Annotated in this window: 14 protein-coding genes; 7 read left to right on the top strand and 7 right to left on the bottom strand. The window is 44.9% G+C overall.

The genetic code is table 11. The features are described from left to right. Nucleotides 1-500 precede the first annotated feature (500 nt). Both ACJJIB_RS12565 and ACJJIB_RS12560 read left to right on the top strand, forming a co-directional pair. Complete coding sequence (locus tag ACJJIB_RS12565; RefSeq protein WP_444886305.1) at nucleotides 501-734, top strand: hypothetical protein; 234 nt, start codon at nucleotides 501-503, stop codon at nucleotides 732-734. 127 nt (nucleotides 735-861) lie between these two features. Next, on the top strand, nucleotides 862-1,668 hold the full coding sequence (locus tag ACJJIB_RS12560; protein WP_444886304.1) for a zinc metalloprotease: 807 nt from the start codon (nucleotides 862-864) through the stop codon (nucleotides 1,666-1,668). Between the two features lie 794 nt (nucleotides 1,669-2,462). Here the strand turns inward: ACJJIB_RS12560 and ACJJIB_RS12555 are convergent. Both ACJJIB_RS12555 and ACJJIB_RS12550 read right to left on the bottom strand, forming a co-directional pair. Beyond that, entirely contained in the window at nucleotides 2,463-3,014 is a 552-nt protein-coding gene (locus ACJJIB_RS12555; RefSeq protein ID WP_444886303.1) for a serine protease external chaperone, read from the bottom strand. Nucleotides 3,015-3,027: 13 nt separating this feature from the next. Continuing rightward, complete coding sequence (locus ACJJIB_RS12550) at nucleotides 3,028-5,670, bottom strand: S8 family serine peptidase (RefSeq protein WP_444886302.1); 2,643 nt, start codon at nucleotides 5,668-5,670, stop codon at nucleotides 3,028-3,030. Nucleotides 5,671-6,061: 391 nt separating this feature from the next. Here ACJJIB_RS12550 and ACJJIB_RS12545 point away from each other — a divergent pair, with 391 nt between their 5' ends. From ACJJIB_RS12545 to ACJJIB_RS12535, 3 genes are all read left to right on the top strand, one after another. Further along, a complete protein-coding gene (locus tag ACJJIB_RS12545) occupies nucleotides 6,062-6,235 on the top strand; it encodes a hypothetical protein (RefSeq protein ID WP_444886301.1) in 174 nt (57 codons plus the stop codon). A gap of 744 nt (nucleotides 6,236-6,979) precedes the next feature. Beyond that, entirely contained in the window at nucleotides 6,980-8,290 is a 1,311-nt protein-coding gene (locus ACJJIB_RS12540) for a hypothetical protein (RefSeq protein WP_444886300.1), read from the top strand. Between the two features lie 155 nt (nucleotides 8,291-8,445). Continuing rightward, nucleotides 8,446-9,219, top strand: coding sequence for a penicillin-binding transpeptidase domain-containing protein (locus ACJJIB_RS12535; RefSeq protein ID WP_444886299.1), 774 nt, complete (start codon nucleotides 8,446-8,448; stop codon nucleotides 9,217-9,219). An 83-nt stretch (nucleotides 9,220-9,302) separates the two neighbouring features. Here the strand turns inward: ACJJIB_RS12535 and ACJJIB_RS12530 are convergent, their stop codons facing one another. After that, nucleotides 9,303-11,192 carry a potassium transporter Kup gene (locus ACJJIB_RS12530; protein WP_444886298.1) on the bottom strand — a complete coding sequence of 630 codons (1,890 nt, stop codon included), beginning with the start codon at nucleotides 11,190-11,192 and terminating at the stop codon, nucleotides 9,303-9,305. Nucleotides 11,193-11,637: 445 nt separating this feature from the next. Here ACJJIB_RS12530 and ACJJIB_RS12525 point away from each other — a divergent pair, with 445 nt between their 5' ends. Then, on the top strand, nucleotides 11,638-13,278 hold the full coding sequence (locus ACJJIB_RS12525; protein ID WP_252081750.1) for an acetolactate synthase large subunit: 1,641 nt from the start codon (nucleotides 11,638-11,640) through the stop codon (nucleotides 13,276-13,278). 77 nt (nucleotides 13,279-13,355) lie between these two features. Here ACJJIB_RS12525 and ACJJIB_RS12520 read toward each other — a convergent pair whose 3' ends face one another. Both ACJJIB_RS12520 and ACJJIB_RS12515 read right to left on the bottom strand, forming a co-directional pair. Then, nucleotides 13,356-14,600 (bottom strand): MFS transporter, encoded by a 1,245-nt coding sequence (locus tag ACJJIB_RS12520; RefSeq protein WP_444886297.1) that lies wholly within the window; start codon nucleotides 14,598-14,600, stop codon nucleotides 13,356-13,358. A gap of 172 nt (nucleotides 14,601-14,772) precedes the next feature. After that, the gene (locus ACJJIB_RS12515; RefSeq protein WP_444886296.1) at nucleotides 14,773-15,024 is read right to left on the bottom strand and encodes a hypothetical protein; all 252 of its coding nucleotides are present in this window, start codon (nucleotides 15,022-15,024) and stop codon (nucleotides 14,773-14,775) included. A gap of 161 nt (nucleotides 15,025-15,185) precedes the next feature. Here ACJJIB_RS12515 and norR point away from each other — a divergent pair, with 161 nt between their 5' ends. Next, nucleotides 15,186-16,772, top strand: coding sequence for a nitric oxide reductase transcriptional regulator NorR (gene norR / locus ACJJIB_RS12510; protein WP_444886295.1), 1,587 nt, complete (start codon nucleotides 15,186-15,188; stop codon nucleotides 16,770-16,772). A 196-nt stretch (nucleotides 16,773-16,968) separates the two neighbouring features. Here norR and ACJJIB_RS12505 read toward each other — a convergent pair whose 3' ends face one another. Beyond that, nucleotides 16,969-20,070, bottom strand: a complete 3,102-nt coding sequence (locus ACJJIB_RS12505) for an efflux RND transporter permease subunit (RefSeq protein ID WP_444886294.1) — start codon at nucleotides 20,068-20,070, stop codon at nucleotides 16,969-16,971. Further along, entirely contained in the window at nucleotides 20,067-21,146 is a 1,080-nt protein-coding gene (locus ACJJIB_RS12500) for an efflux RND transporter periplasmic adaptor subunit (protein WP_444886293.1), read from the bottom strand. Before ACJJIB_RS12500 ends, ACJJIB_RS12505 begins: the two co-directional genes overlap by 4 nt. Between the last annotated feature and the right edge of the window lie 157 nt (nucleotides 21,147-21,303).

Raw genomic sequence — 21,303 nt, 5'->3', positions numbered from 1 at the left:
GATACTCTCATGATGCCACTTGTTCCCATTATATCAATTTATCAAACGATGGCTTTGCCAAGGGGGATCAAAAGCAAAGAGTAGGTAAAGGAGTGAGATAAAATTGAACGAGTGATTCAGGTTCAAGCTACTGGAGCGCCTTTGCTGGTTTGTTGGGTTTCTTCTACTACGTTGTGCTTTCTTATAGAAATCTACTTTATCCGTGAATCTAGAATGATATTTTTGGGAAATTAACGAAATACCTGAACAGATTTTTGGAGGTTTCACTTTCTGGCCCACTGTGCTGGGCTTAGTTCTCTTGTTGGCGAAGGCCATTATGATTGTTGAGCCCAGGCAGTATCACTTTGCACTGTTTTTAGGTGGTCACTAGAAAATTGCTATGTCCAGTTTTAACTTGAGTATTTCTTACCTTTCATGGATGGATAAAACTCCTGTTGAGCTCAGTCTTAAGATCACATAACCATGTGATCTTCTGTCCGATCCTTAAAGTGCAGTATCAGGTGTCGACGGACGTATACCTTGCCTACCAGGCGCAGCTGAAGTCTATTGATACGGTCGGGGCTATCATTTTTGCCAATTATATTAATCTTGAAGGCGTCTACAACAATAAGAAGCAGACTGCCGACAAAGCTAAAGAAAGTCTTCGCCACTTTATCCATGACTTTGGAGTAGAGACTGTGGATGCCCACTCGGATGGGACTTGGTTAAGCAATGAGAATAGTGCTATGGCATAGATTATGAGGTTCTAATATTGTTTCGAAAGGATTCTGCTGCGAGAAACCACCTATATCCCCGCGTTTTACTAAACATGTATTATCGTTTTAGTTATGTTTCTTTATTGTTTTATATTGGTGGATTACAGTGTCATCAGACAATAGCAGCTATTCAAATGAAACACTCCATCTGGAACTTAAGTCAAAAAAAGAATGTGATTCTTGCGTCGAGCCTATAGTTCATAAGTATGGTGAGAATAAGATTTGTGTCACTGATAAAGTGGGATATCCTGCCTTAGAAAATAGATCCCCACTGGATTTAGTGTTACACAGTGGAGAGGGGTACATCCCCCTATGGGGTAAAGATGTAACTCTCAGGTGGAAATTTGATGAAGAGTCTTTGCGGTATTTTAAAAACCCAGGCGAAGTAAAAAACTATATTCGGGCTCTACTTGGGGAGGCCTTGTTAAAGTGGGGGGATGCTTCTCCGGTCAAATTTAATGAGAACCCAAATGTTTGGGACTTTAAAATTAGAGTAGAGCCTGTAGAAAGTTGTAGTGTGGTAGGCTGTACTTTAGCGCGTGCCTTTTTTCCTAATTCGGGGCGTAATGAATTGGTGCTATTTCCCACAATGTTTGAACAAAGTCGGAAAGAGCAGGTTGATACTATGATTCACGAGCTGGGCCACATATTTGGATTAAGGCATTTCTTTGCTGATTTGAAAGAGAAAGCTTGGCCCAGTGTGATCTATGGTGCGCACAAGCCATTCTCCATCATGAATTATGGGGGAAAAAGTGAGCTCACTGAAGCTGATAAGAATGATTTGAAAACTCTTTATGATTTAGCTTGGTCTAAACAGTTGACCGAAATTGATGGGACGCAAATTAGATTTGTTAAACCATATCATGAGACTATTGAACAGGCACCTGTTTTCGTTGAGGTTTCCATTGTGTAAACTCTAAAGTGCTCTAGAATTGGTGGGCTAGTGAAGTGTAGTGATCAACTGTAGTAGTTCAGACTTGATGTGATAGTTACCGGTTTTTTCAAAAGGTGCTCTGTCAGGTTAAATTCAGTTTACGAATTTTTCCTTCCAGATCTTTTTACCTGGGTCAATGCGATCATTATCGTAATATACGAGCCATTTGCCCAGATCCTTTTTTAGGTCTTCTATATCCATAGAACTTTTAACGCAATGAAGGCTGCTGAAGCCCCTGTAAATGGTTTGATGGGAGCGTTTATAGATGTGTTCGTTTGTAGGTGCTTGACTTTTGGCTTTGCAAGCTCTATCTCGTTTATGCTCAAGTTCAACTGACAATCATGCTGCTTCAACTTGCCACAATATTCAGTTCCGCGGTAAGGGTACACAGTACCTACAGGTTATGCGTGGCATAAAATAGTAATACATGCCTTTCAGAAGGTCTGCCGAGGTCATTGGTATTTGGTGCTATACGGCTCGCAGTGCGTTACCCTTGCATAGGTGCCGACAGTTGGGCGATAGGGAGTGCTGGAAAAGTACTGGCACTTCTCATAAGGGGCAGTATGATACTAGTGCTAATATTTTTTGGTTTTACAATCCAGGCTTGAGTATCCACTTTCGACAAGCTGGAAAAGCTAGCGGCCAGAATTCATAGTCCAAATCTTGTTGGTTAAATCCGGGCGTTGCTCGCCATCTGCAATTGAAAAGGCATCACTTATTAGTGATGCCTTTTGCTTTTATAAGATAAAACTCACTTCTATAGGTTGTTTTATCTATTGTGCTTTATGCATAGTTTCAGTGACTTCGACTCGACTTTCAATTGTCAGGCCAGACTGTTTTATTGCATTGAAAGCTTCTAACAAATCATTGCCTTCTTTAATTTTCAAGATGGCAATATCAGTACCAGGAAATACCGACAATACTTTCATGCCGGTAGCTTCAGCTACTTCAGATGCAGTAACATTTTTACTTAATAAAATTGTTACGTTTCCAGTTAGAGTTGTTAATTCTTTCGTTATTGTGTTTCGTACTATTGTACCTTTACCGATAATATCTTTTACAGAGTCGTCACCAATATTCACTATAGCTACTTCACCTTTTCTTGCAACAATATGTTCAGGTGCAGCAATCGATGATGGGACACTTTTCAGTGATCGCTCAACTTTAAAGATACCAAGCTCAGCAGAGTCTGTTGTTGCTGCAGCTAAAGTTTTTAGCGGTTTGGTTCCGGCATTTTTTTTGTCCATGCTATCAATGGGGCTAGCTTGCGCCATGCCTGATACACATAATGCGGCAGTTAAGATCAGTAATTTATTTAACTTCATTGTATTATCCTTCTTATTGAGCAGCACGACCGAATGTTCTTAATGATACCCCCTCTAGAACACTTTCTACGGGATTGTTTATCATGCCTGTCGGCTTCTCTTCGGTCTCTTCATTTATAAGAATAACGAGATCTTCTGTGTCACTAAATTCAAAGTTGGTGTCACCGGTATCTAGTGCCTTGATAGTCCAAGTTCCCCTAGCATTTTCGCCATAAAACGCATTAGATAGGAATACGGCACCATCCAAGATATAACCTTCGCTATACCCATTTGCAGAGCTCCAAGAAGCCTCCAGTAATGCCTGCTTAGAGGAGAGCAAAACGCTTCTAGTACCTGAAGGAGAGACTACTTCAAGCGCAAGGTCGTTACCTGCAGAGGATAGTAGATTATCATTTACAAAAGACCCCATATCATCGTTGCGGATATCAAACTCGAATTGCATAGCTTCAATAATGATATCTTCTGTTACTTCGATTTGCCGGGTTACACCAATTGCACTGTTGTCTGGAATAGTTGCCTGCAAGGCTTCCTCTCCAGCAGTTGAGCCTAGACCTTTCCATTCGGTGATAATTTGCTCACCAAGACTTTCTGAGTAGTCTAAAGCCTTAGCAACAGCTGCGCCGGCATCAACACGGCCAAAGCCATAGAGGTTATTAAAGTGATAACCTGCTGCATTTTTAACCCAGCCGTCATGAGCAAAGAAAGAGCCACCTGGGAGTGTGAGCTTAACTTTTTCGTTTCCAGCGTCAATCAAAGTACTTGTTGAAGCCAGAATGTGTCTAACATCACGCCAGGTCAGTTCTGGGTTTGCGGATAAGATTAGAGACACAACACCTGATGCATTCGGTGCAGCGGAAGATGTCCCATTGAAAGTTGAAGTATAGTTGCAACTCGCATTTTCTGGGTGGCCAGGGTAGTTGAACGGGAACTGGCTAGCTGCAAAGTCTTCGCCATAAGCGCCGCCCCAAGCGCTGATTGTTCTACCATTGAAGCCGGAATAACCATTAATACAGGTCATTTGGTCTGTTGTTACCATCGCTGGCGCCCAGCGACCATACTCACCAGCAGGAGCCGATATCATTGTGCTTGCGCCGGCTGTTGAGTAACTGGTATGTTTGCCGTTGGCGTTCACTGCAGCAACACTCAAGTAGTATGGGTGGGCCTGACTAGGTTCGAATGCTGCGCTATAACATGTTAAACCTAATTCATTAGCGCCATTGTCTTTACAGAAAGCCCCTTCGCGGCCGCCATCTATAAAAGAATTACCATTAGACTTAATGTTCAAAGCGCCTTTGCCGCTTCGAAGCATAAGGTTAGGGTAAGATTCAATAGCTTCATCTAAAGCAGAGTAAGCAATAAAAGCTGGCCAAGTGATACCGTAGCTGCGATTAAATGCTGAGATTTCCTCGCTTGTAGAAATACCACTTCCAGGAAACCCATGAATTAACAGTTCGGTTTGCTCTATTGTATCACCGCCCAAATAATTCATGCCGATTAACCCAGTATCTGGGGATGTGCCACGGCTACCTATATTGTTCCACCCTTTAGCAGCAATTAAGCCCGCGACACTAGTACCATGATCGCCGCTATCGGAAAGACTGGTTGGGTCTGTTCTGTCGTTTGCTGATACAGCTAAATTGAGAGAGCGATTAACTAGTACATTATCTATTAAGTCTTCATGACGAATCTCTAAACCAGAGTCTACGACAACCGCTGTTACACCTGCACCAGTTACACCCTGAGCATAAGCAGCTGCAACATTCATATCTTCGCCGGCAACAAGCTCCTCGGCTTCACCTTCTGCAAGTGCTTCGGCAGCTTCTACGGGAGTGTAAAATCCAGCATCTACCAGTCCTTGAGCCATCTGCTCACTTAATGCATACGATTTTTGGCCTGTATTGCGAAGGTGCCATTGCTGATAGGCTAGTGGGTCGTTTGCAACATTCACAAACTCAATTTTTGCAGATGTTGAGATATCATTTGCTGTTACGGAATAAGAAATTGAGACATCCTGGCCTGATATTGAAGTATATTCAAATTGGTTGCCATCTAACTTTAGCTCACCATGACTAAAGGTATAGATAGAAACGTCATCTACTTTATTAATAGCTACATCATTCTCAGAAATACTATATGCTAAAGCATCGCCATCTTCATCGCTGCCCAGCAGCTCACCAGATATAGGTACCCACTGCTTTGCTCCATCTATAGTAACAGTGTCCGCCGTTGGAGGAATATCGGCAATGATTTCGATCTTAGCCGTGGCTGAAGCACCATTCGCTGTTACAGTATAAGTAATTGAGGCGTCTTGTCCTGAAATTGAAGTGTATTTAAACTGATTGCCGTTTACTGATAATTCACCATGGCTGAATGCATAAACGTCATCAATTAAATTAATAGCTTTATCTTTTTCTGAAAAACTATAAGTTAAGGCGTCGCCATCAGGGTCGCTGCCCAATAGTTCTCCAGATACCGGAATTCCTTGCTTAACACCGCTGATAGTCACATCGCTAGCAATAGGCGGTTTATCAGCGGGAGCAGTTGTAGTAGGAGTAGGAGTAGGATCAGAAGATGAGCTACTATTACTATCACAGCCTGTTAATGTTAATAGAACAGCTGCTGAAATTACAGAAAGTCGAAACATCTTTTTATTCATTAAAATTCCCCATTGTCCCTATTTTAAGTAGTTATCGGGTTCTGGCATTATAAACCACCTAGTAGATATTTAGCCAACTAGATTAGGTTAACTTTATTCTGTATAAAACCTGACAAAAAGTATTATTGTGACATTCTATTACCTTTAGGTTATTTAGTGTGCAGTTAACATAGGCAGGAGATAAACGACTTAAGCTAATCCAGTACTCATTGAGTTACTCAGGCTACTGGGTACATTTTATGTGTGAAGCGATTGGGGGGGAGCAAAATAAATTGGTTGGTGAATTTGAAGGTTACACCAGTAGCTACAGCGAAAGGGATATGCTTTCATGAGCTAGTATGATATTTAAGGTGAGCTGAAAGATTAAAAGCCCCTTTGAATATTACTTTACATGACCAACTTTCAAATTGGTTCAAAAGTAATTCAAGGTTTGAAGTTGACACTTCAGGCTATAGTGCCAAGCAATTTTGAGAGGCTTTTAAGCTTAATATGGCAGCAATTAAGGCTAGGAAAAGAGCAAAATAAAAAATCTTTTATCGGTAGTTTTAAGGGCTTGGAAAAATAACATATAAAAATAATAATTTTTTTGAGGTGAAGTCAGTCTTAGCTAATTTTCCTTGGGATGGGTTTTTATCTAAATATTGTATAGTATGAAAGGCAAGTGTTTTTGGGGGAAACTTGATAGTTGATTTTCTATGCAAATTGAGTGACATTGTCGTTTCATGGCCTCTAAACGAAGAAGTTTATAAACATTAATTAAATAAAGGTGTTTTCGACTGTTATATTTGGGCTGATTTGAAGTGCGTTCTATATGGATATTTCTTTCTCGTGCCTTTCTTATTCTGTTTTATACATAAAGCCTTGCTAATAAAGTTGCGGTGTTGACTTAAGTTTTGCTGGCTTCTCGACTTTGCGCCAATGTGAGGGATTTTGAATGCAATGCTAAGGGAGGTTTCTAGAATGGCTGCGCCAACAATTTCACATGGTTGGGAGGGGGCTTATTTTAATGGCTACTTTGCTCAAGTGAAAACCATGTACACAAGTAGTAAAGTGTGACGTCTATTTCTAGTGCATCAAACAATATAAAATACTTAATTTCCGAGTTGCAGATGCCCTGTAAAAAACAGCCTTTTTATAGGAGTGTTTCCTGTGGGGTGGAGATAGCCTAATAGGTTGCCTTTTTATCAGGGCCATGGTTCTATTAATTTGAGTTAGAGAAGTTGTGACTGTTAAGTAAAAAACTCATGTGAGGTCTCTGGCATATTTTTGCTGCCATTCCAGAATAAAATCAAATAAAAAGGAAGTAGTTTTGAATAAGATAGTATTTGTGGTGTTGCTGATTGTATTGAGTGTAAAGGTCTTTGCATCAGATCCCAATGTAGATCAAGCCAGGGCCTCTTTACAGGTTGTCAAAGAGCTAACACCCTGGCCTTGGGAGGAGCCTGTTACTCCAATACTCGATGATTATTTGGCGGCTGAGTTTGACCAGTATCAGGGGTGGGCTAAATCACTTTATATGGTTGATGAATTGAAAATGCACAAGTGGGGTCAGTCTATCACTGAGTTTACCGTGCTAGCCGAACTTTTATATACCTTTCAGCCGGAAGATTACCAAGAGGAGAACAGGTTAACTTTTGAAGCTGCTATTGCGGATTTAGATATGTTCCGGATGGAGCTTAATGAATTCCTGTATCCCTATGTGCCTAGCTATAACCTCAAGCATCAGAATTTGGTACGGCATTTTGACGGTGAGGGCATTGTCATTGGGGTGTTTGATTTGTTTGATCCTGTTCGTTTACAGGAACAGCGCGAGCGGTACCCTAATATCGAAGCCGAAGTTCAATTTGGTGATCCCATCACCTTCCTGCATGGCAATACCGTTATTGATATTATCCTCGATATTGCGCCCAAGGCTACTATTGTACCCATAAGTACTGAAAGCAAAACGTACAATGAAGCCATGGCTTACATGCGTAACCGAGATGATATTGATGTAATTAATATGAGTCGGGCTTTTCATATCACCAATGATCAGCTGGATCCGGAGTTCTCTGAGCATCTATCGCATATTTTGCAATCCAAATTATTTACCAAGTCAATTGGGAATACAGGTACTGACCTGGAAGGTGAGAATACGGATGTTCGCAAGCGTCTAGGCCTTCCTCCGTTGGGAAGTTTCTTTACCTATGACCTGGATCTGATCAAGGCTTTTTTACAGCAAAATCAAGGTGCTCCAGGCAGTCAAAACTTGATGTTTGCGATCAATTTGCAGCCATTCTCCAACGAAGTCTCTTTAACTGCCACGGTTCCTGGTTATAACCCCTTGGCGATCAAGCGGAGCTTTGCTATTTCGGGAGATGCAGTTTACTCAGTTTCAAGCCATAACTTTGAATCCGGTAGCTCTTTTGCCGCACCACAGTTGGCGGCTATCAGCGCGTTGCTATTGGATGCAGCGGATCATTATGGGTACACCAGCGGTGAGGCCGTGCCATTGGTAGCGCAGTCGCTTCAGGGTACGGCAAGGCGATCCCACTTAGGTGCCAATAATACCGGATTGGGCCTTGTTGATGCCCACAAGGCATTAGCAAAGCTAATTCAGTCGAGTCGAAGGGTAGAATAGCTCTTTGCGCAGTTTTCGATGCCGGTAACAGCTACCTGTGCAATCTTCGTGTCGGAGTACTCTTTAAATGAAGGCAGGTGAGAATGCGGCAGGATCGTTTATGATTGCTACCCTGATCAGATATTTTATTAACCAGTACCTCTGGGAAGTTTAAATTGAAAGCAATCGTATTATTATTTCTGCTCTTTAGTAGTCTCGCCTGGTCTTCCGAAGATATCGAATGTGGCAAATCATGCACATTTGTACTGAAAAATCACAAAGAGGCCACTTACTCAATCATCAATGAAAAGAGAGCCGATGTAAGGCTCACTCCATTCTCAACCTTTAAGGTGCCTAACACTCTGATTGCATTAGATGCTGGTTTGGTCCGCAGCCTTGTACAGGAATTAACCTATGACCACTTGAAGTATCCGGCTCAGCGGTGGTGGCCCAGTATTTGGTATGACAAGCCGCTACCCATCCGGGCGGCTTTTCAAAATTCCGCAATGCCTATTTATCGGCAATTAGCCTCTCAAATAGGCAGGAAGAGAATGAACCAATATTTGATTCAGTTCGACTATGGTAACAGGGATATCTCCTCTGGTTTGGATAAATTTTGGCTAAATGGGAGCCTGAAGATATCGGCCAAGGAGCAGGTGAATTTCTTACAAAAGCTATTTTCTGGAGCCCTGCCTATTTCTGATGACTCTCTTGCTTTATTCAAAGAAGTTATGTTTGTAGAGGAGACAGACTCGTACAAGCTCTATGCAAAAACGGGAGGCGGGCAGATTAATGATGAATTTGCTTTGGGTTGGTATGTTGGCGTAGTGGAAACTGGCAACAATATGTATTTTTTTGCAGTCAATATAGATGGTAAGAGTTTTGCCGAAGTACAGCAGAGAAGGATTCAGTTTGCCCGACAACACTTGTCACGGCTCGGAGTGCTTTAGGTTTCCGCTTTATAAATAAGTTAATGATTTCCCATTACTGGCAAGCAGTGGTGCCACTTGGCACTACTGCTTTATCGTTTAAATTAAATTCGGATTTTTTCGCCCATTACTATCACACGGCTCATAGGAATACGGTAATATTCTACAGCGCTACTCACATTGCGGAACATAACCGCAAACAACCGCTCTCGCCATAAGAACATACGGCTATCCTCCTGCTTGGTTGGGGTGATGGTTTGTCTTGTTAAAAAATATGAAGCCTTATTGGGGTCGATATCCAGCTCTTTCTTAAGGCGTAGCCGCTTTAAAACCTTCCAAATATCCGGCTGCTCTATGTAGCCATAGCGTAAAAGTAAGTAGTGGCAGTTTTCACGGATTTCGCTGAGGATATACCGGTTGCCAGGCATTACTCGTGGAGTATTCACAAATGATACAGTAATGAACAGTAAGTTTTCGTGTAATACTTTATTGTGCTTCAGGTTATAAATCAGTGCGTGGGGAGTGGATAGCTGTCTTGAGGTAAGGAATACTGCAGTTCCAGGAACTCTTATAGGGTTTTTCTTCAGCAGGGCGGTTAGATAAGGCTCCAGTTTGAATTCTTGTCGCTGAAGTTGCAGTGCTAAGGCTTCCCTGCCATCTCTCCAGGTGAACATTGAGATACAGGCTATAGCACCTAAACCGAGAGGAAACCAGCCACCATGACTAATTTTTAGCAAGCTGGAGGAGAAAAAGGCGAGATCGATGCAGATAAAGAAGGCCGCCACTGATAGACAAAGTAGTAAGTGACATTTTAATTGAATGCGGTATACAACCGCGGCCAGGCAAGTACTTATCAACATGGCGCCGCTTACGGATACACCGTAGGCAGCGGCTAAATTGGTGGATGAACCGAAACCCACTACCGCTCCTATCACTAAAAACATAAGCAGCCTGTTAACACCAGGCATAAATATCTGCCCCTCAAGATGAGCTGAGGTATGACGAAGGGTAAGGCGGGGTAAAAGCCCTAGCTGCATTGCTTGTTTGGCCAAGGAGAAGCTGCCGGTAATACAGGCTTGAGAGGCAATAACTGTGGCGGCGGTGGCAAGTATGATTACCGGATAAAGCCCCCAACTGGGAAACATGCGGTAGAAGGGGTTATCGACTGCATGGGGATGGCTCATCAACAGTGCACCTTGTCCCATGTAGTTCAGAAAAAGAGCGGGAAAAACCAATCCCAACCATGCCATTCTGATTGGGCTGCGGCCGAAGTGGCCCATATCGGTGTAAAGTGCCTCAGCCCCGGTAAAAACCAGAAGAACAGCGCCTAATACCAAGAATGAGCTAAAACCATGACTGGTGAGGAATCTCAGGGCATGTTCAGGGTTGATCGCATGGAGAATCTGAGGGTTGTTGATGATGCTGGATACTCCAGCCACCAAAAGTGTGAGAAACCAGAGAGCAGTGATGGGTCCAAATAGTGTTCCTACGGTAGAGGTACCGTAGCGCTGAACTGAGAATAGGCAAATTAAGACTCCAATGGAGATAGGTACCACTAGAGATTGGTGTGTCTGATTTCCAACCTCAAGCCCCTCTATAGCCGAGAGTACAGAGATCGCTGGGGTAATAATGGCATCCCCAAAGAAAAGTGCAGCGCCAAGTATACCGGCGGTAACTACAAACCATTGGAGGTATTTTCGCCCTTCTGTGGCATCCATTGCCAGCGTCATCAGTGCCATGATGCCGCCTTCCCCACGATTATCCAGCCGCATTATCAATGTCACATATTTGATTGTCACGATCAGTATCAGGGCCCAGAAGATCGTTGAAACGCCACCGAGTATATTGGCCTCAGTTAAAGGAATATTGAGCCTCGAGTGGAAGATCAATTTAACCGCGTACAGGGGGCTGGTGCCTATGTCTCCGAAAACCACGCCGAGCGCCGCCAGCGATAGAAACCATTTTCCCTTGCGAGTCTTCTCTTTGCTTTTCATAAGGGGCTGCTATCAAAAGGCGGCCGAGCTTTCTCGATCTGCTGGCATTAGAGTAGATTGTGGGGCTGTTGTGGCTGGCTGATTCGGGATTGGCAATATCAATTTATTGCTTTCACTCTTGTGGTCCATGGGGTCCGCCTATCCAGATCCAGTTCTCCGTTGAAAGATATTAGCAAGCCGCTGGCATGGGCAAATTTGCCTTGCAAAGTAGTCTTCCAAACTGGACTAATAGGAAAAGTGGAGTTTGCGGCCTCCGAAGGAGTCATCCTGTGCTAAAACTCAGAGGGGTTTTGCATCCGTAGGTGCAAAATATTGACTCTGCCCAATGGGTGTGGGGAATGCTGGATCAGGTTTTAGGCTAGCAAGTAAAAAAGCAAAGAAAGAAGCGTCGAATACCCCATTTCCGGCCAAATCATGAGTGATTACAACGACGAGAGACGCCCCTATGAAAGCATCCGATCTATTTGTGCGCGCCCTGGAAGCCGAGGGGGTTGAGTATGTTTTTGGTATTCCCGGCGAGGAAAACCTGGATATGCTGGAGTCTTTGCGGGGCTCCAAAATACAATTAATCCTTACTCGTCACGAGCAGGCCGCTGGTTTTATGGCGGCCACTTATGGCCGCCTTACCGGTAAATCGGGTGTGTGTTTGGCAACCCTGGGGCCAGGTGCTACTAATCTGGTTACCGCGGCTGCTTATGCTCAGCTGGGAGGGATGCCTATGGTGATGATTACTGGGCAGAAACCTATTAAGAGTTCCAAGCAGGGACAATTTCAAATTATTAATATCGTCGACATGATGCGGCCCCTTACCAAGTACACAAAAACGATTGTGGGAGGGGATTATGTGCCGGCGTATGTGCGCGAAGCCTTTCGCCTCTCAGAGGAAGAGCGGCCAGGGGCTACGCACTTGGAGTTTCCTGAGGATATCGCCCGGGAGCATTCTGCCATGCCGGTGCTCGACATCAGCTATCAGCGCCGTCCCATTGCTGAAGAAAAAGCCATTCGTAAGGCGGCTGAGGCTATCGCCAGCTCTCGCAAGCCTCTACTGCTGATCGGCGCCGGCGCGAACAGAAAGCTGACGTCGAAGATGCTGAGAAAATTTGTGGAAAAGCTGGGAATCCCCGCAATTACCACGCAGATGGGTAAGGGAGTGATCGATGAATCGGGGCCGCACTTTATTGGCAATACGGCCTTATCCGATGGTGACTTTATTCATCGCACTATTGAGCAGGCAGATTTGATCATTAACGTAGGTCACGATGTTGTAGAGAAGCCCCCGTTCTTTATGCGCCCTGGTGGGCCAGAAGTAGTACATATTAACTTCAATGCGGCCCAGGTAGACCCGGTGTATTTCCCGCAGATAGAAGTGATCGGTGATATCGCCAACAGCCTATGGCAGCTGCAGGAACACCTAGAGCCGCAAGAGCACTGGAGTTTTAGTGATGCTCACCGCATCCGTGCTGCCTTGCAGAAGCATATTGAGGAGGGTTCGAGCGCAGATACTTTCCCCATCAGACCCCAGCGACTAGTAAGGGATGTGCGTGAGGTGATGCCAGAGAAGGGCGTGATTGCCCTTGATAATGGCATGTTCAAGATCTGGTTTGCCCGCAATTATCCCGCTTACTTTCCGAATACCGTACTTTTGGATAATGCGCTGGCCACTATGGGGGCTGGTTTGCCATCGGCCATGGCGGCCAAGCTGGTTTGTCCCGATCGCCGAGTGGTGGCTATCTGTGGGGACGGGGGTTTTATGATGAACTCCCAGGAAATAGAAACCGCTGTGCGCTTGAAGCTGGACTTAATTGTGTTGATTTTGCGCGATGATGCCTATGGCATGATCAAATGGAAGCAGTCCATGATGGGGCTTAAGAATTTTGGTCTCGATTTTACTAATCCTGATTTTGTGGCTTATGCGAAATCTTATGGTGCCGAAGGGCATCGAATACAGGCAACAGATGAATTGAAACCGATGATTGAGAAGTGCTGCCGGGAGGGTGGGGTACATTTGATAGAAGTTCCCATGGATTACAGCCATAACGATCGAATACTGAATCACGAAATTAAGGACTTGGCGAGCAAGCTATAGCTTGAGGTAGCAATGCTAGTTGCGGCCACATTTCAAGCTCTGGGCCGCAGTGATACCGCGATAGTATTCAGGAGGCTTCACCGATCAACAATTTTTTTCATTGCACTGCTACGCCAACTGAACCAGCTCAGTATCAAAACGAAAACGGCCGCAATGGCAGTGATAAAAAATGGTAGTCGGATATTAATTTCCATAGCGCCGCCTCCCAATAGTGAGATAAGGGTGGCCACAATGGTGAAGCCCGCTGTAGCGATACCCATTACCCATCCCTGTTCGCTCTCATCCACACTATTGGCAAACAAGTTCAGTAGTGCCGGATAGGCTAGTCCAAAGCACAAGTAGGCGAGAAACACACTCAAGTAACAAAGCCAAACCTGGATACTGAAAGCAAAAACCAGCGCACAGGCCCCCATAGTTAATGCCGATACCTTGATAACCAGTGGCTTACCCCATTTAGACAGCACGGGTTTAACCAAAAAGATACTGGAAGTACCCACGGCGATTCCCATGAATAGCATGGCCATACTGGTTCCCAGTAAGCCGAGGCCAAAGCGGCTGCTGAGATAGTTGGTGATAAAGATATAAAAACTGAGGTGAACCAGCATAAAACTTAGGTAAGCTGGGCAAAGCCTGATGACTAAGGGCCTCTCTTTGAGGTGTGCAAATTGCCTGAACAAGTCAGATAAGCGCAATTGAATAGGCGAAGTCGGGGGGCGGCTATCGTGATAAAAGAGCAGAATTAGGCCGAGGGTGATAGCAACCAAAAGTAGCGCAAAATAAAAAGGCAGTTGAATGCTTGCAATATTACCGAGCAGGGCCTTGTCGGCTAAGACTCCAGCGATAATTGGTCCCGCAACTGCTCCCGCGCTCATTCCCGCCACCAGTAACCCCAAGTTTTTTGAAGCATCAAGTTCATCGCGGCTTGCATCAATCATTGCCGCTTGGGCAATGGGCTGGTTACCGGCAGTAAATCCACTGACCACGCGCCCAAGAATCAGCAACCACAGGCTGCTGGCAAATAAGGCAGCGAGTGTAATGGCATAGCCTGCCAGGGCACCGACCAAGCAAAGTACCATCGCGCTTTTTCGGCCGATACTGTCAGATAACTTAGCGATATACACCGCCCCAATAAACCAAGCTAAAAAAAAGCTACTGATAACAATGCCATAGTAGAGGTGGCGGGTGGATTGTGTGGTGTCTGTAGGCAGGAATTGAAACTTGGTGGACATGACCAGTTCATTAATGATGGGGAATAGCAGTCCTTGACCCATCAAGTCGATAAATACCACAGCCAGCAGGGCCAGACGGCTCATTGCAGACATCGAGTTTCCTTATGGGGTTTGTATTGATCGCTGTGCAGGGTTGATGGCCCTGAAGAGAAGATAGCACTGAGGTAGTTGTTAGATGGGGCTGCTGAGGTGATGGTGTGGAAAGTTTGAAAGCTACAAAGGTCGCCCCCAAAGGGGATGGAGGCGAAAAGCTCGGCGTGATCAGTTAGCGCACTTCCTGGCACAGGTTGTATTGCGCAACGCAGCGGCTGACATAGCCAATCTTGATAAACGTTGCGCTGATAATCATAAAAATATGGCCCGCTACTTGGGCTGGGATAGAAAAATAATGGGAGAGCGGGTAGCAGATGACAACGGTGAGCAATAGCAGGGGGGTAGAGAGCAACAGGGTGAGATTTCCGGCCTTGAGCAAGAGTTCAAAACGCCTGCGAATTTTTAAAGTGTATGTGTTCAGCATTGTCTTCGCCTCTATTACTAAATGACCTCAATGGTTATTAGGCAAATGTTATGCCAGCTTAATAATTCTCTATAAATCAATATCTTAGGGTGATTATGATATTTGTTTGTGTCAATTTGACCTATATGGTGACCATGTCATAATGACACAAAAGAAGCTTATTGACTTGGTGGGATATGGTGGATATCAATTCTACTCTACTGCTTGAAGTAGCTCTGGATCTCGCAAATAGCCTGAATAATAGTGACCGATTTGAACGACTGCTCTCTACCATCCGCAAGGCAATTAAGTGTGATGCGGTGGCCTTGCTGGGGCTGAATGGAGAGGTGCTTACCCCCCTGGCTGTGCAGGGCTTGGCCAGGCGTACTATGGGGCGGCGTTTCCTAATTAACGAGCATCCCCGCCTAGCGCAAATCTGCAGTTCTGATGCTCCCGTTCGCTTCCCCTCTGATTGCAATCTGCCGGACCCTTTTGATGGCTTACTACTAGATAGGGAAGGGGACCTACCGGTGCACTCCTGTCTCGGTTTGCCGCTCTATTCTGACAATCATCTAGTGGGGCTGCTTACTTTGGATAGTATGACCTCAGACGCCTATAGCCTGATTAGCGATCGAACGCTTGAGCTAATCGCCGCACTCTCAGCCGCTACTCTCAAAACGGCTTTGGAGCTAAAAGCGCTGTCCCTTTCTGCTGAACATGCCGAACAACTGGTGAAAGAGTTGACCCAGGAAGCCTTTCTGCGCGATGGCGGTGAGTTAATTGGCGAAAGCCAAGTGATGAGGGCCTTGCGAAGCGACATTGAATTAGTTGCGGGGTCTGACTACAGCGTGCTTATTCTAGGGGAAACTGGAGTGGGGAAGGAGCTGGTTGCCCGCACGGTACATCGGCTGTCATCTCGCCGGGAAAAACCCCTTGTCTATCTCAACTGCGCCTCCTTAACAGAAACACTGGCAGAAGCGGAGTTATTCGGGCATGCGAAGGGGGCTTTTACTGGCGCTGATCGGGATCGCCCGGGAAAGTTTCTATTGGCAAACGGCGGGACACTTTTTCTGGATGAAGTGGGTGAACTGCCTTTATCAGTCCAGGGTAAACTGCTGCGGGTACTGCAAAGTGGTGAAATCCAGCCTGTTGGTAAGGATGCGGTACAGCATGTAGATGTGCGTATTGTGGCCGCTACCAATCGGGATTTGCTCAAAGAAATCGACTCAGGTGGATTCAGGGCCGATTTGTATCACCGCCTCTCTGTTTACCCTCTGGAAGTACCCGCACTATCAAAGAGAGAAAATGATGTTCTCCTGCTGGCAGATTATTTTCTGGAGCGCTCCACGAGGAAACTAGGCTTCCGTCAGTTAAGGCTATCAGCAGATGCTTCCAGTAAATTAAAGCGCTATGGCTGGCCTGGAAATGTGAGAGAGCTGGAGCATATCATCAGTCGCGCAGCGCTCAAGGCAAGAAAAAACGCATCACTCTCTGAAATTGTATCGCTGACAGCGGCACATATAGAGATTCCGGATGACATAGCAGCGCAACCAGAGTTTGAGAAGCCCGTTCAGCCTCCGCTTGGGGCAATAAATCTTAGGGTAGCCACTGAAGAATATCAGCGGGATCTTATAAAGCATATATTGACTCAGAGCGATGGGAATTGGAGTAGGGCAGCGAAATCGCTCTCAATGGATAGGGGTAACTTGGTCCGCCTTGCAAAACGTCTGGGTATCTATATAAAAAAAGAGGTTGTGGGCGTAAATTGATGGCGCTTTGCGCAATATAGGTTGCTAGGGGATATGGATGAATAGGGATATTTGTGATTGGGTTTGGAGTAGTTACTTTCACTAAGGATAATAAACAAATCTCTATAGCAGATTAGAAACCGGCGAGACACACCTGCGCTGACATTTTGGTTGTTATTGCCAGCACAGGATAGATCTATTGATAACCACCCTTATATTATGCACGAGCAGGTTCAGGCACGTCCAAGTCGGCCTTTTGAGTAAAACTCTGTAGCTCAGAGCGGAACAGCTTTTGTGAGAGTAGTGCAGACATAAAGGCTAAAACAAACAGAGCGCTAAATATCATCCCGCCAGTAATCACCGTCGCCAGGCCTCGATAAATTGCAGCGCTGCTCCCTGGGTTTAACACCAAAGGCAGGTTGCCAAAGATACAGGTGATTGTTGTTAGCATAATGGGACGAGCGCGCAAGCTGGCTGCTGCATAAATAGCTTCTAGCTGACTGGCCCCGGCCTGTAATGACTTTTGAAATTGATTCACTAATAGTATTGCATTGTTGACTACAAGCCCCATCAGAATTACGAATCCAATCATTGTAATTACATCAAGGCTTTGGGGGGTGAAAAGGTTTAATAGCTGTAAACTTAGCATTCCGCCGGCAAATGAGAGGGGTATAGCGCAAAGCACGGCGGCGGCCAGCTTTGCAGATCTTAGGGCAAAATACATCAACAGGGCGAGTACTGCGAGAGCAGCCAAGAATATTTTAAGAAATTCAACTAGAAACAGATTTAGTTCGTTTGCGCTGCCCCTGAACTGAGTGTGCAAATCGCTATAGGAGCTTTCAGCTAAAAAGGACTGTACCGATTGGTCTACATTTTCAACAAATGACTTCATTGCTACCCCTTCTGGCGGGGTTAGGTTTAACGATGCGCTGACTTCTTGCCCAACTCGTAAAATACTGGCAGGGGCTTGGGTTATTTTCGCGCTTGCTAATTCACGGACAGGAATCAGGCCGTGCCCATCAATCCATATTTCAGTGTTTAGAAGTGCTTCCAGGTTCTGAGGGTCTTTTGCTTTGAAGTAGAATGGTAGCGTGTTAGTGCCAGTATAAAAATGGCCTATGTATATCCCATCGGTCAAAGCCATAAGTTGGCGGTTTAGCTCTGAAACTGTAATACCTAAATAAGTTAATTGATCCAGGCGAGGTTGGAACTCTATGCGTACAGCCCGGTTTTGCAGTGCGCTCCCCTCCTGGATTTGTGCGTCTGGAAACTCTGCGCGCAGATGGTTCATTAACTCAGTGCCAGCCATTTGTAGCCTGGAAAGTTCAGCCCCTTTAATATCCAGTTGGCTTATTCGATTGTTTGGCATTGCAAATCGTAAAAGACCCCCATGCCTGAAATGGATACGGGTGCCTACAAGTCCATAGAGTACTTTCTCATTCATCCATTCCCGCAGTGATTCAAAATCCCAATCGCCTTGGGTATACATATAGAGGTTGCAATTGCTTGGGTTGCAGATAATGCCGTAAGTGGAAACATGATCTTCTATTTCCTTAAAGTTGTTGGTGATTCGATTCACCACGCGTTCTCCGTAATCCGTTCTAATAGCATCTGTGGCTAGTGCGCTCTCAAAGTTGATGAAAACAGAAACCATATTCTGTTTTGGGTCTGGCAATACATCTATGGATGGTGTGGAAACATAGGTAGCTATGACTGCGATGGGTAGCCCAAGAATAATGGCTGTAATAGACCGTCTGGGGGTAGCTGTAGCTTTGATGGAAAGGGCAACCCATCTTTTTAGGGCTAATAGAATTCTTGTGTTTGAAGATTCTTTCTTTATTTTTTTTGAATGGCCCAATATGTACCTTGCGAATGAAGGTAGTATTAATAAGGCAAAGAGCAATGAGGCGAGTAAAGCGCTTGAGATTGTAAAAGCAAGATCTCTAAATAACTGGCCTGTTGCAGATTGCATAGCAATTATAGGCAAGAATACAATGACGCTTGATATCGTTGATGATGCCAATGAACCTGTAACTTCTCGTGTTCCCTGTACAATGCTTTCCTGGGTGCCAATGCCTTGCTGGCGAATCCTTTGAATATTTTCCACCACAATAATTGCCGCATCTACCATCAATCCGATAGAAAGAGCGATGCCTGCCAATGAAATAACATTCATGCTTCTACCCCCAATATACATACCCACAACGACGAGGGAGATGCATACGGGAATGCTGAGGAATATTAACGTTAAAGTTCTCAGGTTGCGCAGAAACCAGTACAAAACCAAGCAGGCTAGCAGTGATCCAAGAAGGAGGCTCCCGTACACCAGATTTAGGGAGTCTCGGATTCCTTTGGAGTCATCACGGCTTATGGCCAATTCCATGTCTAACCGAGCTAACTCTCCACTATTCAGCTCCGCCATGGTTGACTTCAGCTGTGCAATAGTGTCAAGAACATTGACGTTTTCGGTGGGGAGCAAGTAGAAATAAAAGGATCGATTACCCTCAAGGGCAAAATATGCCCAGTCAGATGCAGGCCGTGCGTTTACAGAGGCAATGTCAGAGAGCCGTATAATCTGGTTCCCACGTGTGGCGATAGGTAATTGTGAGAGCTCATCTAGGGGGATCTGGCCCTTAAAGTGTAGTGCATAGTCTTTAGAGCCAATTTTCAGGTTGCCGCCCGATCGGTCCACCAGATCATTAAGATGTGCAGTTACCCCAGCAATACTTAAGGAATTTTGAGTCATCTTCTCTGGATCGAACTCAATATCGACACGCTGTGCGATAGGCGTAGCGGCAACTTCTATAGAGGATACTCCCTGGATTTTACTGATGGCTGGCTTTACGTGGTTTAAAAATGCATCAATTAATTCCAGCTCACTGGCTGATTTCTTCGAGTAGAGGAAGAAGGTTGCCAGCGTAGCCCCCGCACCATTGGCAAAGTTAAAAACTTGGGGTGTGCGGACTTGTGTGGGCCAGTTGGGTACCTGATTAATTCTGGAGAGTACCTCAATATACATTTGCTCCATATCTGCTTCAGAGTGAAAGTCAATCGTGACCCAGGCAAAGCCACTGTTGATATTTGTCTGCACTTCTTTCAGGTAGCTTAGGCTCGATAGCTCCTGCTCAAGTGGTGCAACTAATATCTGTTCTATCTCTTCCGCTGTCTTTCCCGGCCAAGGAATGGCCAGTGCAATTTGTGGGCGATTGATAGTGGGGAGTAGAGCGTTAGGTAAGTTTAGGCCCGCAATAATACCGGCAACAATTAAGGCAAAAGTGCAACTTATAATAAATGAACTGTATTTTTCCAGGGATTTCATGTGTTTTCCCTCTTTGTCGGAGAGACAGTTTCATTGGGTTGTAGGCCTTCATAACCCAGAACGACTACAAGATCTCCAGGTTTAATGGTTGAACGTACAACAAAGTGCCCCTTTAAGGTATCTATTATTTGAACCTCGGTACTAACCGCCCTTTGATCACTGTCTAGAGTCCAGACTTTATATTGGTCGCCCTCTAGTATTACGGCATCACTGGGAACTTTTGTTACCCTCTCCTGCGTTTTTTTAGTTGAGAGGGGTGTTTGCATCATTATTTCGAATCTCTGTCCTACTAATAGGGACGGGAATTGCTCTGATTCTGTTTCAAAGTAGAGGTTGAGATTTTGCGTTTCCGGATTGACCGTATGACTAATATTTCTTAAGGGGATATTTTGGTCCCTAAAAGTAAAGGAGCTGCTGTTGAGTAAATTCTCATTGTTTAATTTTTCTTCGGGAAGGCTGCACTCAATTTGATTTTCTTTTAGAGGCAGTAACTGCATGATTCTTTGCCCCGAATTTAGTCTCTCACCGGGGTTGGCTTCTATACTTACAACTTGACTATCAGTTCTTGCATAGTGTTGCAGTCGCTCTAAACGGTATTCGGCTGTTGTTAGCTGGTGCTCAAGTCTTTGCTTTGTGAGCCGGTAGGTATCAGCATTGAGTTTAAGGCTGTTTAAGTGGGACGGAGACACCATATCTGCTGAGCGAAGCTTCTCCAGTCTGCTCAGCTCTTCTTCCGCATAAATCAGCTGGCTCTGTGTGATTGCAATATCTGTGCGAATAATCTCAATCTCCTGAGAGAGATAAAATCCATCCTGTGCGGCTACTAACTCGCCAGCTTTAATTATTGAACCTACGGGTTTTATTTGGGTGAGCTCGGCTTCAGTGTGGCTGGAGACTTGGTGTAGGGGAGGAGATAATACCGAACAAAATAATCTGGTATTAATGGCTTGCTGCCACGGGTGTGCAGCCTCAACGAGTACTGCACGACTATCATCTGCCAATATACTAGAGCTAGAAAATAGAGTGGTAGAAATGATGCTGCTGGCAAGAAATGCTCTAAATTGACTGTTTCGCATTCGGAGGCTCTAGTCGATTTTATTCTTAGATTAATGTTTGTGGTGAGACTATCTGACACTAAAGAGACTTAATCTCTTTAGTGTTGTAGTTGACAAAAGGGTATGGGGATGCTGATTTTCCTGCAATTGGCCTACGACAAGGTGAGGCCTAAAGGGG

This window comes from Microbulbifer mixtoriginis (SeqCode), assembly GCF_052467705.1.
This window is presented reverse-complemented; position numbering and strand designations above follow the sequence as displayed.

What these genes read in the sequence shown, in the direction of transcription:
- ACJJIB_RS12525 (WP_252081750.1), top strand. Translation starts at nt 11,638, where the DNA reads ATGAAAGCATCCGATCTATTTGTGCGCGCCCTGGAAGCCGAGGGGGTT.
- ACJJIB_RS12515 (WP_444886296.1), bottom strand. Translation starts at nt 15,024, where the DNA reads ATGCTGAACACATACACTTTAAAAATTCGCAGGCGTTTTGAACTCTTG.
- ACJJIB_RS12530 (WP_444886298.1), bottom strand. Translation starts at nt 11,192, where the DNA reads ATGAAAAGCAAAGAGAAGACTCGCAAGGGAAAATGGTTTCTATCGCTG.
- ACJJIB_RS12545 (WP_444886301.1), top strand. Translation starts at nt 6,062, where the DNA reads ATGACCAACTTTCAAATTGGTTCAAAAGTAATTCAAGGTTTGAAGTTG.
- ACJJIB_RS12500 (WP_444886293.1), bottom strand. Translation starts at nt 21,146, where the DNA reads ATGCGAAACAGTCAATTTAGAGCATTTCTTGCCAGCAGCATCATTTCT.
- ACJJIB_RS12555 (WP_444886303.1), bottom strand. Translation starts at nt 3,014, where the DNA reads ATGAAGTTAAATAAATTACTGATCTTAACTGCCGCATTATGTGTATCA.
- ACJJIB_RS12550 (WP_444886302.1), bottom strand. Translation starts at nt 5,670, where the DNA reads ATGAATAAAAAGATGTTTCGACTTTCTGTAATTTCAGCAGCTGTTCTA.
- ACJJIB_RS12505 (WP_444886294.1), bottom strand. Translation starts at nt 20,070, where the DNA reads ATGAAATCCCTGGAAAAATACAGTTCATTTATTATAAGTTGCACTTTT.
- ACJJIB_RS12520 (WP_444886297.1), bottom strand. Translation starts at nt 14,600, where the DNA reads ATGTCTGCAATGAGCCGTCTGGCCCTGCTGGCTGTGGTATTTATCGAC.